Here is a 16888-nt window from a genome sequence, read left to right as displayed (position 1 = left end):
TCGCGATTGATCAATAAAAAACGATCCAATAAAAAACCCATCCGGAGATGGGTTTTATGCGGGCTATTGTGCGAGAACATACCCCATCACGCGTTTCCAGCCGACCGGCTTTTTCTCAATATACACACCCTGTAATTCCGGCGAGAAGCCCGGTAACAGGTTGATCCCTTCTTCCAGCGCCATAAAGTAACGCTGAACTGCCCCGCCCCACAATTCGCCGGGCACCACGCACAGCACGCCCGGAGGATACGGCAGCGCGCCTTCTGCGGCGATACGCCCTTCAGCGTCACCAATCGCTACCAGCTCAATGTTATCGCGGATAAACTCGTTATGCGCGTCCTGTGGATTCATCACCACTTTCGGGAAGCTCTTCTCGCGGAACATCTCTTTTTGCAGCTCTTTCACATCAAAACTGACGTACAGGTTATGCATTTCCTGACACAGCTGACGGATGGTGTAATTGCGGTAACGGTCTTCGTTTTTACGATACACCGTCGGCAGCACTTCGCTGAGCGGCGCATCTTCTTCGATGTACTGCTCAAAACGCACCAGCTCTTCCACCAGCAACTGCATTTTGGCCGGCGTTTCGGCAGGCGTCAGCAGGAACAGGATCGAGTTCAGGTCGCATTTCTCCGGCACGATGCCGTTCTCGCGCAAATAGTTGGCCAGAATGGTCGCCGGAATGCCGAACTCAGTGTATTTACCGCTGGACGCATCAATGCCCGGCGTAGTCAGCAGCAGCTTGCACGGATCAACGAAATACTGCTTTTCGGCATAACCGTCGAAGGCATGCCAGCGTTCACCCGGCACAAAATCAAAGAAGCGAACGTCGTTAGCCATCTCATTGGTTTCATGATCCTGCCAGCGCTTTCCGCCGACCACTGGCGGCACAAACGGCAAAATCATCGAGCATTGATCCAGCAGCATTTTGCGGGTTTCGATGCCCAGCTTCACGCACTCCATCCACATGTGTTTTCCGCTGCCACCGGCATGAATACGCGCATTCACGTCCAGTGCGGCAAACAGCGGATAAAACGGGCTGGTTGAGGCGTGCATCATAAAGGCATTGTTGAGCTTTTTATGGCTGCAATGGCGCTTCTGGCCCTTAATGTGATTGTCTTTTTTATGGATCTGCGAAGTTTGCGAGAATCCGGCCTGCTGCTTATGTACCGACTGTGTGACGATAATCCCCGGATCGTTTTCATTAAGCTCCAGCAGCAACGGCGAACATTCTTTCATCATCGGGATGAATTGCTCGTAACCGACCCATGCGGAATCAAACAGAATGTAATCGCACAGATGACCGATTTTATCGACCACCTGGCGCGCGTTATAAACCGTGCCGTCGTAGGTGCCGAGCTGGATGATGGCCAGGCGGAACGGGCGTTTCTCGTTAGCACGATCTGGTGCCACTTCTTTGATTTGTTTACGCAGATAAGTTTCGTCGAAACAGGCCGCATCAATACCGCCGATAAAACCAAACGGGTTACGTGCTGTTTCGAGATACACCGGCGTTGCACCTGCCTGTAACAGCGCGCCATGATGGTTTGATTTGTGATTATTACGGTCGAACAGCACGAGGTCGTCGCGGGTCAGCAGCGCGTTAGTCACGACTTTATTGGCGGCAGATGTCCCGTTAAGCACGAAATAGGTTTTATCTGCGCTGAAGACTTTAGCGGCATACTTTTGAGCGTCTTTCGCCGAGCCTTCGTGGATCAGCAAATCGCCCAGTTTGACGTCCGCATTACACATGTCAGAGCGGAAAATATTCGGGCCGTAGAAATCATAAAACTGACGCCCTGCCGGATGACGACGGAAAAACTCACCGCCCTGATGGCCCGGACAAGCGAACGTGGCGTTCTCCATCTCGACATACTTTTTCAGCGTGTCGAAAAACGGCGGGAAGAGCGCCTCTTCATAGGCCTGTGCGGCAGATTCGATTTGTGCCGCGTAAAACGCCTGGTTGGCGTCCGACAGCGTGATCACGCCTTTCAGCAAAGGCAAAAATTCCGGCGACACCTGCTCCGTTCCCTGCACTGCCACAAACGCGGGAATACCGAATCCCAGCGTTTCAATCTCCGCCAGCCTGCCGTGATTCAGGTCACCCACAGAAATGATGATGGCCGCTACGTCCGCGTAATCGGCGCGGCGCAGGTCAACGACCAGACGAGCAGTCTGGAGATAAGGGGCGACAGAAGCGCTTGCTGCAAGTTTTAAGTGTTTCATTCAGACTCTCAAACGGTTAAGTAAGAGGGTGTGCCAGATGGCACGGCAATGAGCAGGTTCTTACGTCATAGAGCAATTGCGCGCAGAGTCCGGCCCGGCAAATGACGTTGGCTAAGCAAGATATCGAGTGCGACAGGACAATGCCGGTGAGGCAAAGTGGTGACAAATCGAGTTTCAGACCCGGCCACGTCTGATAGACAACAGTAAAATCAGAGAATTGCCCTGTGGATGACGCTCTGTTTTTAATAATGCCTAACAGCGGACAAACGGTAGCCTTACCGCATGAAAGAGACTGCAAAAGGAGAAAAGCTGAAATCGTGGTGTTTACAGCACCCGGAGATCATCATCAGATTTTTTATGCACTTATAAAAAGCGCGATGTGATAAACCAGCCATGCCGCAACCCTCTTGAGCTGTCGCGTGAAAACGGGAACAGAGTTGTTTAATAAATCGGCGCAATAATGGCATCTTTTAGACCCCCGTTCAACCCTGTAAATTGCGCGAATTTCTTACAAAATACGACACCGTCCGGCATGGGATTTTGCCTGTGAATTTCAGGCAAACCGCAGATTCCGGCAGTTAAATCGACAAATCGTCGTAAAAAGCATCATTCAGGTGACGAACACCACCGTTGTCACAAAAAGCCGTTGACGACACATGCCCAATACGGTTTAATGCGCCCCGTTGCCCGGATAGCTCAGTCGGTAGAGCAAGGGATTGAAAATCCCTGTGTCCTTGGTTCGATTCCGAGTCCGGGCACCATCTTTAAAAGAACCCGCCTATGGCGGGTTTTTTGCTTTCTGAGTTCTTATAAAAGATCATGGACTCTCCATCGAACTTCGTTCGATGACTCGCCTTAGCAGGCTCGCCCTGCGGGCCAACGGCAAAGCCGTTGTTCAAATGCCTGCGGCATTAGTCCGAGTCCGGGCACCCTATTTAAAGAAACCCGCCTATGGCGGGTTTTTTGCTTTCTGCTCTACTGAAACTTCAAGCCCGTTTAGAAAGCAAAAAAAGCCGGAGAATGTCAGCGCATTCTCCGGCTTTTTCTTACTTATGAAGCAACAGCGACGGGCGTTATCCGTACAATTTCAGCCGCTGACACTGCTTTTCATGATGAATGCAAAAGCGAGGATCATTTGTATGCAAACCATCAATGGCAGATTCAGTATTGGGAATGTTAATAAACGATGCGTTTGCGTTCATTAAAATCATGCCATTTTGTTTTGATATATTCGTCCAGTTCATTATGAAATCTTTCCCCGGAAAACTTTAATGCATTTTCACGACAGTCCAGAGGAAGAATTGAGTCTTTAATGGTATCGAAGTGACGCACGGCCTTTATCAGAGACGCCGCTGTTTGCTCAGCGAAAAAGACCCCTGTTGCATGCTTTTCACCGTAAGGTCTGATGGTCTCCAGAACGCCGCCTTTGCCAAAGGCAATAACCGGCGTTCCGCTGGCCTGTGCTTCGACAGGCGTGATCCCAAAATCTTCTTCGGCAGCGAAAACAAAAGCCTTTGCGCGTCGCATATAGTCTTGCATCACATCGTCAGGCTGATAGCCCAGTATTTCAATGTTACTGCCCGCTTTGGCCTTAATCTTGCCCATTTCAGAGCCGTCTCCGATGACCACCAGCTTCTTATCCGGCATCTGACTGAATGCTTCCACAATCAGATCGATACGTTTATAGGGCACCATGCGCGAAGCGGTAAAATAGAAATCCTCTTTGTTCTCCTGCAATGTAAAACGCTCTACATCGACAGGCGGATAAATAACATCCGCGTCGCGGCCATAGACTTTCTTAATCCGGCGGGCAATAAACTGGGAATTGGCAATAAAGTGATCCACCCCATTAGCCGTCCGGTAATCCCACATCCTGATTTTATGCAGGAACCAGCGGGCAAGATTGCCTTTCAGCCCCTTATTCAGCCCTGCCTCACGCAGATACTGGTGCTGAAAATCCCAGGCATAGCGGATCGGAGAATGCACATAGCTGATGTGCAACTGGTCAGGACCGGTCAGCACGCCCTTGGCGACCGCATGACTGCTGGAAAGCACTATGTCATGTCCGGTCACATCAAGTTGTTCGATAGCCAGCGGCATTAAAGGCAGATATTGCTGATATTTCTTTTTAGCAAAAGGTAAGCGCTGAATAAAAGAGGTCGTCGCTTCTTTACCGTAGAATTTTTTGCGGGACTCATCAGAAAGAAAATCAACAACAGAATAGATATCTGCGTCCGGGTATAATTTAATAAATTCCGCAATGACTTTTTCGGCCCCGGCAAATGTCACCAGCCAGTCAGCAACAATCCCCACACTCACATTATGTGACATAATCTAAACCTTATAAAATAAAAATGGGCAAAATAAACCCATAGCGAGTTATTACCACTCACTTAAATAAGATATTTTCAATAATTACATGCTACGAAGGATGGAAAGAATCTTCCTGGTTTGTTCCTGCATTAATTTTGTATTAGCACGGGATTCCACATTCAGTCGAACAACCGGTTCAGTATTAGAACTACGGAGATTGAAACGCCACTCATCAAACTCCAGACTTATTCCGTCCGTATGGTCGATGTTCAACGCCTCTCCTTCATACATCGCTAATACACGGTCAATAGACTCTTTCGGCTTTTGCAGGTAACTGTTTATTTCACCTGAAGCAGGGTAAGCGGTGATCCGGTCATTAATCAGTTGCCTCAGGGACTTATCTTTAACATGCAGTAATTCAGCGACCAGCAACCAGGGGATCATACCACTGTCGCAATAATAGAAATCGCGGAAGTAATGATGGGCGCTCATCTCGCCACCATAGACCGCATCTTCCTGGCGCATACGCTCTTTAATAAACGCATGACCGGTTTTAGACATCACAGGCACTCCGCCCGCACCGGTGACAATATCAATGGTATTCCAGCTCAGACGCGGGTCATGAATGATACGCGAGCTGGGGTATTTCTCGAGGAACGCGTCGGCCAGCAGACCCACGATGTAATACCCTTCGATGAAATTACCGGCATCATCAAACAGAAAACACCGGTCAAAATCACCATCAAACGCGATCCCCATATCTGCCTGGTGTTTAATGATGGCATTGGTGGTGTCCTGGCGGCACTCAGGCAATAACGGATTAGGGATGCCGTTGGGGAATGTTCCGTCAGCCTCGTGGTGAATTTTGATAAATTCTACCGGTGCTCCGGCAGCAATAAAACGCTGCTCGATAGCATCCACAACGTGACCGGCAGCGCCATTACCGGAGTTAAATACCAGTTTCAAGGGACGGGTGAAATTCTCTAAATTGACATAGCTGAGCAACTTATCAACATACGCTTCCAGCACAGAGGCTTTTTCATAAGTGCCACGTATAGCCTTTTCTGCTGGTGCGAAATTATTAGCTTCGGCCAGTGCCTGAATCTCGCGTAAACCGGTATCGCCACTGATTGGACGGGAGTTCTCACGAACCAGTTTCATACCATTATAATTCATTGGATTATGGCTGGCGGTGACTTCAATACCACCATCAAGGCTGAGATAGGAAGTCGCAAAATAGATTTCTTCCGTGCCGCTCACGCCAATATCAACAACATCAGTCCCCGCATCCTGTAAACCCTTCGCCAGAGCAAGTTTCAATGCTTCACTGGTTAAACGAACATCACCGCCTAATACCATTCTATTTGGCTTTAAATATTCGCCGTACGCTCGTCCTATGCGATAAGCAATATCTTCGTTTAATTCAACACCTAATTCACCGCGAATATCGTACGCTTTAAAGCAAGATAATGTATCTGACATATTTCACCCCAAAATTAACAGCGACCATAGTGATCTTTTATACGAATAATATCGTCATCTTCCAGATATGAGCCTGATTGTATTTCCAGAAGTTCAAGAGGTATTTTCCCGGGATTCTCTAATCTGTGATGAGCACCAATGGGTATAAATGTGGATTCATTTTCAGTCAGCAGATAATCTTTATCTTCCAGAATAACTCTTGCCGTACCCGAAAGAATTACCCAGTGTTCAGCCCGGTGATGATGCATTTGTAATGAGAACTGTCCGCCCGGTTTTACCGTTATTCTATTCACATGATAACGGGGCGCCGTCACAACATTATCGTTCCGCCCCCATGGACGATAAGATTCACGATGCACGCGATATTCCCGGCGTTTATGACTTTTTAAATATTCAACGACTTTTTTAACGTCCTGCACCTGGTTTTTATCAATCACTAAAACGGCATCTTTAGTATTAACAATCACCAGATTATCTACACCAATAGCGGCCACCAATTTTTCATCGGTATTGATATAACAATTCGTCGCATTATGAGTAAATACATCGCCACTGAGGGCATTACCCTCGATGCTTTTATTATTCACTTCCCAAAGAGCCGACCAGGAACCCACATCATTCCAGCCCGCATCTAACGGAACGACAATCGCATCAGTGGTTTTTTCCATCACCGCATAATCAACAGACTCATCGGGACAGGAAATAAATGATTCTTTATCAACACGAATAAAATCCTGCTGCTCATCGGCCTGTGAGGTTTCAATGGCTTTAAGACAGGCATCAACAATGTCCGGCCTGAATTTCGTCATCTCTTGCAGAAAACGCTTCGCACGGAACAAAAACATACCGCTGTTCCAGTAATACTCACCGCTTTCCAGATATTGCATCGCGGTAGCAAGATCCGGCTTCTCGACAAAACGCTGCACCCGAAAAACAGGATCTGCGTCGGTGCACAATTTGGTTCCCCTCTGTATATAACCGTATCCGGTTTCCGGACCGGTCGGCACGATACCGAAGGTCACCAGCTTCCCCTGTTCCGCGAACGGAATAGCATTCTGTACGGCCTGGTGAAAGGCCGCAGGAGACTCGATAACATGGTCGGCAGCAAGCACCAGCAAAAGCGGGTCTAAACCTTTGTCGATAGCACTGAGCGCAGCCAGCGTAATCGCAGGCGCCGTATTGCGCCCGACAGGCTCGAGGATAATATTATCTTTGAGCTGATTTATTTGCCGCAGTTGTTCGGCAACGAGAAAACGATGCTCTTCATTACAAATAACCAGCGGCACAGAAACATCCAGCCCTTTTAAACGGCAGACGGTTTCCTGCAACATTGAATTATCGCCATGCAGACGAAGAAATTGTTTTGGATAAAGCTCACGAGACATCGGCCACAAACGGCTACCGGTACCGCCAGCCATGATTACTGGAAGGATCATAATATTCGTCTCAGGAAAAAGTCAGATAAGATGCAATCATTAAAAAACAATTCAGTGCTCAGAGGAATAACTGAATTATCATTCAGAATGAGCACTGACAAATTGTGAATGATTTATGCTTTAATTTTAAAAACTGTTTTAAGGGAAAAGTAGAGCAATACTGGAGAAATTCTAATCATGAGTATGGAGTAAAATTTTTTATAATTAAGTTGCGGTTTTAACCTGAATAAACATGAAACATTGATGCGTTTCTGGATTTCTGCAACTTCATTTACCGGAGCACCAAATTTAATTGCATTAATAAAAACCATCAAAGCCACAATATACTCATGCTTTATTATCCTCAGCTTGTCTGATTCTGAGATAATTAAAGGCTTTATCAGTGACTTGGTAATTTCCAGGTATTGCAGTCTGTCTAGTGCTTTTCGGTAGGATTTTTTTGTCAATGAGGAAACATGCTGTACATAATGATACTTGGGTTCACTGCCAAATGAGATGTCAGCACCATTGAGAAACATCGTCATAATGACAAGATAGTCTTCAAAAACGGGTAACGTAGTGTCAAAATGAACATTCAGGAAAAGATCTCGTTTAAATATCTTATGCCAAAGGAAACCTGTTATTTCATTTTCCAGCATAGAAAAAACAGCATCTTTACCCTTCAGAATCTTATTGGGAGAAAATTGATTTACCGTACCGCGTTGGACACCCTCGGGTGTTTCAGAGTAGTATAAGCACTGGCCTATATCCGTATTATTACTTACTACAATGTTCATTAAATAACTTATCGCATCATGCTCAAAGTAGTCATCAGAATCTAAAAAACAAATAAAGTCCCCTTTTGCATGTTCCACTAACTTATTCCGTGTGAAAGAAACCCCTTCATTTTTAACATTATGAGAAATGCTACGACGGATATGATCGTGCTCAATAAAAAAACTCTCAACAATTGCCACTGAAGAATCGCTCGAAAAATCATCGACAATAACCACTTCTATATTAGAATAGGTTTGAGTGGCAACAGACTCCAGGGCCTTCCTGATATACTTTTCAGAGTTGAAAAGAGGAATAAGGATGCTAACTAATGCTGATTGAGTTTCCATAAAATCATCTAGCCCCTCTTAAATATCTTTCCCGCGAGTGAAAGTATCATTGCTTTTCTACTCTTAGAAGTGATAGTAAAAATAAGAGTAAAATAGGATATCGCACCAACGGTAATTTTTACTGCTATTCCAGCCCAGGATTCATTTAATAATGTAAACTCCTGCATACCCATCAGAATAATACACATACCCCCGGCGCATATAATGGGAACAATAATCTCTCTTATGTATTGTCTGAATGTTAAATTTAAGAGTGTTAATGCACACCATGCGGAAACAGGGTAAAGAAGTATTGTACGGATGGAAAATACCAGTGCAGTAGCAATCAAACCATATCGAACAAAAATATAGAATACCAAAACATTACTTATTGCATAAAGCAGTGTTAATCTGGCTTGCCATTCAGGTTTATCACGGGCAAACATGACGGAATGATTGTAATATCCAATCGACGTAACAAACCCTACAGCACTGACAATTTGCATTATGGGTACAGATGGCATCCATTTCTGTCCCAGCAGCAGAAAAGTAATATCATGAGATAATGCACTAAGACCAACAAAAGCAGGCGCTGTTACCAGAACGGTAAAATAGGTTGCTTGCAGATACTTTTTACCAAATTCATTTAAATCGTTTTTATATCGGGTAAATGCGGGTAATGAAACCCGCATTAATGCGGATGAGAGAACGGTGTTCAGGGTGTTTACGATGCGTTTACCCGCCGAATAAACACCGGCACCCGCAGTTCCAAGAAAGTAGGTAATAAAGAAAACATCACTATTTTGATTGGCGAAGTTAGTAATATTGCTCAGAGCCACATGCTTAGAAAACCCTACAGACTCGCGAATGGAATCCTTCGAAATCTTCATTTTTGGCTTCCAGGGTGTCGTCACCCACAGCACGACCAGAGAAATCAGTGAAGTGACAACTTGCTGTACCACCAGACTCGTAACAGCATACCCTTTACAGGCAAGCACCACTCCGACAGCCCCCCCGATAGAGATAGAGCAGATTGACCTTATCGCTAAAGGGCGGAACATCATATTATGCGTTAACCAGGCTTCGTGTGTCCGGCTCAATCCGCTGACGACAATAATAATGCCTGTTCCCCGGATGACATTGGCCAGCTCCGGTACTTTCATGTACGCCTCAATAAACGGGGCGAAAAAGAAAACAATCAAGAATGCGGGTACAGATAAAGAGAAACATAAAAAAAATGCAGAATTATAGTCTACAGGTGTCGGTGATTTCATTCTCACGATCGATGTCGCAATACTATCGAATATAACATTGCGAAAAAACTGCGTAACAAGCAAAGATACACTGAGCATGCCGTATATACTGGGTGTCAGCAACTTCGCTAATATTATGAATATAATAAATGTTATGACTTGTGAAACTGTATTATCCAGAACAGACCAGATAGCGCCTGAAATTATACTCGGCTTCTGGTTTCTCGCTTGAGCGTTCAATTTAGCGTCCTTAGAATATCATTTGCATTTTGAAAGCCTGTCGATGCCGTTTAATAAGCGCTCTACATTATTGGTAAATTTAAAATCTTCGCTTAGAAAACCCGGTCTGGACTTCGCATCAAGAAGCACGCTGGATGCCTGGTCAATAAATCTGTTATTCAAATTCAGATTAAAACGCTCTTCAACTGTCCTGATAGCTTTGTTTGGAATTCGATGCAACGCTAACTGAGTTAACTGCTGATACTTCTCCCACCACTTTTTGTTCTTTAGCTCTCGCTGTTTTCTGAAATATTTAACAGCGAACTCTACATCTGAATCAGGTAAGAAATACTTTTCTCCATAGGTACACAGAGATTTATCGCGTAAATACTCACGCAGGGAACTGCTTCCCAGAACAGTTGGCCGGTAGGGGGTATTTATGGTCTGAGTCCAGTCTAACCATTTGAATGTATTGATCTGTGAGGAAGTAATTAAGGGAATCCAGGGTACGCGCAGAGCGTCAGCAATAATGGCCGCATGCATAGCATCCGCCAGCACCAGTTTTGCATGTCTGATTTTTTGGATAACCGTCTTTGCATCCGATTGAGGATTCACGAACTCAATCCCAGCCTGCTGGCACACCTTTTCCCATTGCCCGGTGACAAGCGCGTGATGATGAGGAACAAAAATTACCCCTTTGCGTTCAGCATCTGAGAGTGGTTGAAACTCAGCGAGCGTGTTTAAAAGGGCAGCGCCATCAGTAATAAATTTGTCTTTCGGCAATCCTAAAATCTCAGCACTGAGCGGACCCCGAACGCAGAGTGTTTCCCAGGAGCTGTCGCCAAAGTTGACTGGCGGATAGCCGTAACCGACACCACTCGAGAAGACTATCCATTTTTTAGCCGGAGGCATGGCAGAAGTAATAATGGTGCCAATCCCTGATACCCTGACATTTTCGTTATCATCAAAAAAGCCGGGAAGCAATGCATCCCAGATCCATGCGTTAAGGTCGTCCCCAAAATTCCCATGCGCAGATTTATAATAGTAAATTTTCAATTTATCACCGATTAATATTTAATGGCTAATTCGATAGAATAGTAAGCATTCTTGAATATGATTTATCCTGATCATATTCATTGTCAATTTTCATTTTTGCATTCTGACAAATATCAGATAAAACACTGGGATCTTTTATAATATCTGAGACGATATTTGCAATACCTTCGGCATCATGTTCTTTGACCAAAAATCCAGATATTCCATTTTCTATCAATTCAGGGATCCCGCTGTGAAAAGTTGAAATTACCGGGATACCCATAGCCATGGCCTCCATCAATGCCACCGGTATTCCTTCCATATCGCCATCCGCGGCTGTCACTGAAGGTAATAAAAAAATATCCGAGATATTTAAGTAGTCAGTAACAGTTTCCTGCGTCTGCGCGCCTGAGAAGATCACCTGCTCGTTCAATTCAAGTTCAGAAACCTGCAACTCAAGGTCATTGCGTAACGGACCATCACCGATAATGGTGTAGCGAAAATGAATATTTCTTTTCTTCAAAAATGAACATGCAGTGATGGCAACTGATATCCCTTTTTTCTCTGTAAGCCTTGCGATAGAGAGTAAGCGAATGGGATTACCCAAAACGGATCGAGGTCGAAACGAGAATTTGTCAACACTGATCCCCATCCTGACAACATGAATATTTTTCTCATGACCTGAAACGGCTTTGATTTTATTAGCCCATAACTGACTTACTGGCAGGATGAATTCCGCATTATCAAAAAGATTTTTATAATCATCCTTAAAAACATCAAGAGTACGAGTTTGTGAAATGTCATTACCATGAAACACTGCAGCTAGTTTACCTTTAAGAAAATCAAGCTTCCTTAGTTGATTTGCCAATACTGCAGTGGTGCCAAAGTGAGAGACGATAACATCAGCCTCTATGGGAGGCTTATTTTTTGACAATATATACGGGAGCATCAACGTTTTCGCATAATAGCCATATTTAGAGACATTCATTCTCTTAATGGCACAAGAGGAAAGAACACAAGGGAGCAGTCCTTTAAGTCGCGCAAAAACCCTGGAGATCTTACCTTTTGGTTCTCGTTCAAGTAAATATCGCGTTTTATCTATCAAATCAAATTTTTTGATAACCTGGTGTTCAGCATCCAGCTCACCGGGAAAAACGGAAACTATGCTTACGTCGCAACCCTTGTTAATGAAATACGCTATTTGGTTGAGGATAAACGTTTCAGAAAGCACAGGGAATTTATATACAAAAAACAAAATCCTCATATTACCTCTTTACTCTCATTAATTAATTACATAAATACTAATTAATAATACATTATAACCTTCACCATCATTTTTGATTATTTCTATTAAGTAACTCAGTAATGACAGGAGCGACTAACTTGGGCGAGAGATCATTGTTCAGGAGGCCAAAATTATAATCCCTCTTGCTCTTGTCTTTGCCATCATCAATGAGGTCATAAATCCAGACACCTTTTATGTATGAACGAGACTTTGCATCCTCAATATAATTTTTTATATAATCGGCCGATTCTTGCTGGCTCATTCCCCCAGGTCCGGTATAGTTTGTCACTCCAACTTCAGTAATGTATAAGGGGAAATCCCTCCCTGCTATTTTTTGGCTATCAGCGTAAAACTCATCAATAAAATCTAAATTACCTTTTGTCGTTCTTAAGTCCCGGCGACCATTCAGATACGAATAAGTGTGGATTGAAATCCCATCGGCATAATCCAGAATCCCCAATTTTAGCAACTGCTCAAACCAAACCACATCCGTAATATTCAGATATTTGGCTCTTTGTTCCAGGGGATTGAATCCGCCGGCTAAGATTATTGCATTGGGGTCGATACGTTTTATTGCCTTGCTTGTTGCCTTAACGAGATTAAAATAGACCTCACCAGAAGGTATATTGTCACGATAGCGGGTCATTCCAGTACCAATAGTCCATTCATTCCAAATTTCGTAATATTTCACTTTCCCCTTAAATCTTGACGCAACCCAACTTGCATATCTAACGAAATCATCAATCGATTCCTGATTTCGTGGATAATCACCGTTATTATACAATTTATTTCCATAATCAAGGATCAAGATAGGACTGAGACCTTTACTCTGGGCATTTAAAAATGCAGCGTCAGTTTTTTTTATATTATCACTTACTGAAAAAACGCCTTTAGTTCTTTCAACGTTTGACCAGGAATAGTCCTCACGAAATGATGTAAATCCCATTTCTTTGATTTTTTCTAAATATATACTGCTTTCTCCACGATAACCTTGAAAGTGCGTTCCTGCTCCGATAATTGTACACATTCCGTATGACGAGTGAATGAATATAAACACACAACACATTTTTATATAAAGCATCATCCTGTTCATTATCTACCTTACTAAAATAGCCTATGAGGTGCAGTTTACTTTTTTAAGTTATTCAAACAATTCGTTATCAGATCGGCCGTTTTCTCCCAGGTGAATTTTTTTGCCTGAATTAAACCTTTTGCTATTAGTTCCTTTTTCAAATCTGGATTGTAATAAAGGTTGCCTATTGCCAGCGCAATCTCCTCAGTGTTTTCAGGATCCACAAGGATTGCTGCATCACCTGCGACTTCTGGTAAAGAGGTGGTGGTGGACGTTATCACAGCGGTACCACTGGACATTGCTTCAATGACGGGAAGACCAAAACCTTCGTAAAGTGAGGGAAATAATAAAAAAAGTGATTCTTTGTATAAAGATGCCAGTTCGCTGTTCTCTACGCGCCCTTTAAAAACAACTCTATCCTGCAAGTTTGTACGTTTAATTTCGTTCTGCAGGCTTTCATCCGGATCCCCTGTGAAGACTAATTTTACTGATGGCGGAATGTTAGCCATGTGAAAAGCTGACAATATTCTCAATTCATTTTTATGTTTCTTTCTGTTACTGACAACTAAAATGTATTCACCTTCAGAGTTAGTTACCCTACTCTCTGTATTTAAAAATTCCTCCGACACACCATTCCCAACCACCAGGACCCTGGAATCACTTATGCCTGCCCATTCACAAATTCTTCTTTTTGAAAAATTCGACACTGTCAGAACTTTAAGCGATTTCTGACAAGCTCTTTTCATCACAAATTCATAATATATTTTCTTAAGAAAACTACTATTGTGCTCTATATCTATATGATTCAAGTCGTGAATAGTAATGACACTTCTGTTTAAAAAGAATAACGGACAGTTATATCCCGGTGAAAAGTATACCCCACGTTTGAATGCTAAATATAAAGTGATAAAAAAAACATCAAAAGGACTTGTTGGTTTCAAACCATTTTTTATTTTTACAAATCCCTCATTGCGTTTCGACACTTCATTTGCGAATCGTCCGATCCCATGCTCACCAATCCAACGCGCATCAAAAATTATTCTTGCCATCCTTATCTTCCTCTTTTTCTTCAATATTTCTAACACGCCTTATAAATTCTTGAATTAATCAAAAACCCCATGGAAAGCGCCATAAATGGATACTCCGGAGCCGTCATTGACAACCCAAACAAACATAAAACGATCAACAGCAATGATAAATACCTGCACGCATTGTCGTTATTAAATACTGTTGATTGATAAAAAACCCAAAATAATAAAATGAATCCCAACAGATAACCACCGGAACCAATAAGATAAAGATACATACTATCACCCGGATTATAGACACCTGTCCCTAATTTTGATCCCACTCCAATCGTTCCCATTCCACCACCAAAGAAAAGGTTTCCATTACTGATGATAGTATTAACACCTTCCGGCCAGGTATTAGTCAGTCGATCATTCAGCGATGCTAATAACATAACCTGCATCGGATCCCTGCTTACATTAAAATGATAGTTGGTACTTCCTATCGTAAACACTGTAAAGATAAAAGCACAGGCTAATGTAATCCGCCATATAACTTTGACAGGAATAACTTTCACCAGAATGTAGAGAAGGAGAATAATATGGAGTAAAAAAATTGTTTTAGATATGGTTAATAAAGCTACAAGTGCACTAAAAACAAATGAACTAACAATCAAGGTTTTACTTTTACTGGTTGAGACAATATATAGAAGAAGAATTAATACGTTAGCGGATGCCTGTAAAGAACTCTTAAAAAAACCAGCGTATCGGGTATAGCCACCGCTGCTGCCTATCTGAGAGGAAGAAACATCCATCCCGGCAATTTCATATGATACGTTATACCAGGGGTAGTTGAAAAACACGTTACAAATAACACCACAGCATGATAATAGAAAAATAATTACTATAATACGGTTTGTTTTTTTCTCCTTAAGATTTGACATAATTATTCTTGCCCCGTGATAACCCAGAAACAGAGGAAGAATTGCCCAAACACCGACAAATATTGCTGCCGGTTGGGATGACATCATGCTTATAAAAATCAAATAGCATATAGTTACTGAAGCAATCATTCCATTTACAGTTACTTTTCTATAATACAAAACCAATATTATCGAGAAGGCTTGAGTCAGTAAAATAAAGAGCTTTGGCATGGAAAATAAAAATTCGACACCAGCCATATGAAAGACCATCCGAAGTGGTCCTGCCAAGCATTCAAAAATGATAAAAAGTAACAACGTTAGTCCAATAAGCTTTTTCTCTACCCCCTTCATTGTCATTTTATACACCCGATTTGCCGTTATAAACCCGGAGATATTGGTTAGCTATTTCCCTGGGTGTAAACCGCTCAATAAGCGAAGAGTCGATGGATTTTATCTCAGCGGTTGCTATTTTATCGTCGAAGTCACGTTCAATATTATCGGTAATAATGATGTTAGGCAGGAGCATAGATAACTCTGTCATTGCCCCAACCGGGTTGGTGAGAACCAATTTATCAGCCAGTACACATTCAACCACAGTACGCCCAAAGGGTTCATCCCATCTGACAGGAAGAACGACAGCATCAACCTGATTCAGAAAATCGTCCAGTTTCATAAAACCTTTCAGGGTCACATCAGATTTATTTGCCAACTCCATTAGTGATTGCTGCTCTTCAATATTGACGAAGTTACCGGCAGCAATGAATGAATATTTTCTTTTATACTGACCCGCTACATTACAGAAGATATCAAATCCTTTTTCAGTTGATAACCTACCGATGAACCCTATTCTTTTAATATCCTTAACTTTATCTGCTTCTATTTTTGAGACAGCATTATAAATAACATGGTGTCCCGCTCTTTTAAAAAAGGCGTTATCGCAATGCTGCTTTTTGATAAATTGACTAATGCCGACATACTCATCAACATGTCGGTCATATACTCTCTTTATTGCAGACCAAAATAAAATACTTTCACCTTTTAAACTCATCCTCTGACCATGACTAAATAATGTGCTATTAGGATGAAAAAGATAATAGTCTCTTGAAGTATGTATGAGTCTGACCTTGCATTTCTTTACAGCCTTCCATAAAAGCACTGAAAATCCTGATATATTATTTGTATGGACAATATCAGGAGCAAATATCTGGATTTCTTTCAAAGCCTTAAAATACATTTTCACATTCAAATAATCGAACAAATGCCAGATAGCCTTTTTTAAAAAGCTTTTATTTTCATTCGTAAATGGCCAATAGATATTGGATAACGGTAACTTAACAAGCTCTACCCCATTAAGCGTAGTCACTTCCCTTTCATCCCCTTCCGTAAGACTCACCACTCTCACTGTATGTCCTTGCAGCGCGAGTTCTTCGGCAAGGAGCTGAACCGAAACCTCGGCGCCACCAATTCTGTAGGGGAAATACAATGTGTTGAATATCATTATTTTCATTTTATTTCCCATTTCTTCGAAGGTGCTGCATATTTATTAACAGGGTCA

At 42.8% G+C, this 16888-nt stretch carries 12 protein-coding genes and 1 tRNA gene; 1 reads left to right on the top strand and 12 read right to left on the bottom strand.

The features are described from left to right. Positions 1 to 63: 63 nt before the first annotated feature. Positions 64 to 2226 (bottom strand): ornithine decarboxylase SpeF, encoded by a 2163-nt coding sequence (gene speF, locus CKQ54_RS07720; protein ID WP_120161028.1) that lies wholly within the window; start codon positions 2224 to 2226, stop codon positions 64 to 66. A gap of 685 nt (positions 2227 to 2911) precedes the next feature. On the opposite strand from speF, the gene CKQ54_RS07715 reads away from it, so the two are divergent. Next, positions 2912 to 2987 (top strand) — tRNA-Phe (locus CKQ54_RS07715). Positions 2988 to 3402: 415 nt separating this feature from the next. On the opposite strand, the gene CKQ54_RS07710 is transcribed toward CKQ54_RS07715, so the two are convergent. The 11 genes from CKQ54_RS07710 to CKQ54_RS07660 form a co-directional block, all read right to left on the bottom strand. Continuing rightward, positions 3403 to 4557 carry a glycosyltransferase family 4 protein gene (locus tag CKQ54_RS07710; protein ID WP_120161030.1) on the bottom strand — a complete coding sequence of 385 codons (1155 nt, stop codon included), beginning with the start codon at positions 4555 to 4557 and terminating at the stop codon, positions 3403 to 3405. Positions 4558 to 4641: 84 nt separating this feature from the next. Further along, positions 4642 to 6021 (bottom strand): phosphomannomutase CpsG, encoded by a 1380-nt coding sequence (gene cpsG / locus CKQ54_RS07705; RefSeq protein WP_120161032.1) that lies wholly within the window; start codon positions 6019 to 6021, stop codon positions 4642 to 4644. Between the two features lie 14 nt (positions 6022 to 6035). Continuing rightward, complete coding sequence (locus CKQ54_RS07700) at positions 6036 to 7457, bottom strand: mannose-1-phosphate guanylyltransferase/mannose-6-phosphate isomerase (protein ID WP_120161034.1); 1422 nt, start codon at positions 7455 to 7457, stop codon at positions 6036 to 6038. Positions 7458 to 7570: 113 nt separating this feature from the next. Further along, a complete protein-coding gene (locus tag CKQ54_RS07695) occupies positions 7571 to 8560 on the bottom strand; it encodes a glycosyltransferase family 2 protein (RefSeq protein WP_120161036.1) in 990 nt (329 codons plus the stop codon). 8 nt (positions 8561 to 8568) lie between these two features. Further along, the gene (locus CKQ54_RS07690; RefSeq protein ID WP_120161037.1) at positions 8569 to 10032 is read right to left on the bottom strand and encodes a lipopolysaccharide biosynthesis protein; all 1464 of its coding nucleotides are present in this window, start codon (positions 10030 to 10032) and stop codon (positions 8569 to 8571) included. Between the two features lie 18 nt (positions 10033 to 10050). Continuing rightward, positions 10051 to 11067, bottom strand: a complete 1017-nt coding sequence (locus CKQ54_RS07685) for a polysaccharide pyruvyl transferase family protein (protein ID WP_120161039.1) — start codon at positions 11065 to 11067, stop codon at positions 10051 to 10053. Positions 11068 to 11092: 25 nt separating this feature from the next. Continuing rightward, positions 11093 to 12310, bottom strand: coding sequence for a glycosyltransferase (locus CKQ54_RS07680; protein ID WP_120161041.1), 1218 nt, complete (start codon positions 12308 to 12310; stop codon positions 11093 to 11095). Positions 12311 to 12377: 67 nt separating this feature from the next. Next, positions 12378 to 13424, bottom strand: coding sequence for a cellulase family glycosylhydrolase (locus tag CKQ54_RS07675; RefSeq protein ID WP_120161042.1), 1047 nt, complete (start codon positions 13422 to 13424; stop codon positions 12378 to 12380). 35 nt (positions 13425 to 13459) lie between these two features. Beyond that, a complete protein-coding gene (locus CKQ54_RS07670) occupies positions 13460 to 14452 on the bottom strand; it encodes a glycosyltransferase family 4 protein (RefSeq protein ID WP_120349671.1) in 993 nt (330 codons plus the stop codon). Positions 14453 to 14481: 29 nt separating this feature from the next. Next, a complete protein-coding gene (locus CKQ54_RS07665; protein ID WP_120161046.1) occupies positions 14482 to 15690 on the bottom strand; it encodes a hypothetical protein in 1209 nt (402 codons plus the stop codon). A gap of 1 nt (position 15691) precedes the next feature. Beyond that, positions 15692 to 16840, bottom strand: a complete 1149-nt coding sequence (locus tag CKQ54_RS07660) for a glycosyltransferase family 4 protein (protein ID WP_120161048.1) — start codon at positions 16838 to 16840, stop codon at positions 15692 to 15694. Positions 16841 to 16888: the final 48 nt, after the last annotated feature.

The sequence above is a fragment of the Rahnella variigena genome, from assembly GCF_003610915.1.
In the GTDB taxonomy this organism is placed as follows: Bacteria; Pseudomonadota; Gammaproteobacteria; order Enterobacterales; family Enterobacteriaceae; genus Rahnella; species Rahnella variigena.
The sequence above is the reverse complement of the archived record's forward strand: the minus strand, read 5'-3'. Positions and strand labels throughout refer to the sequence as shown.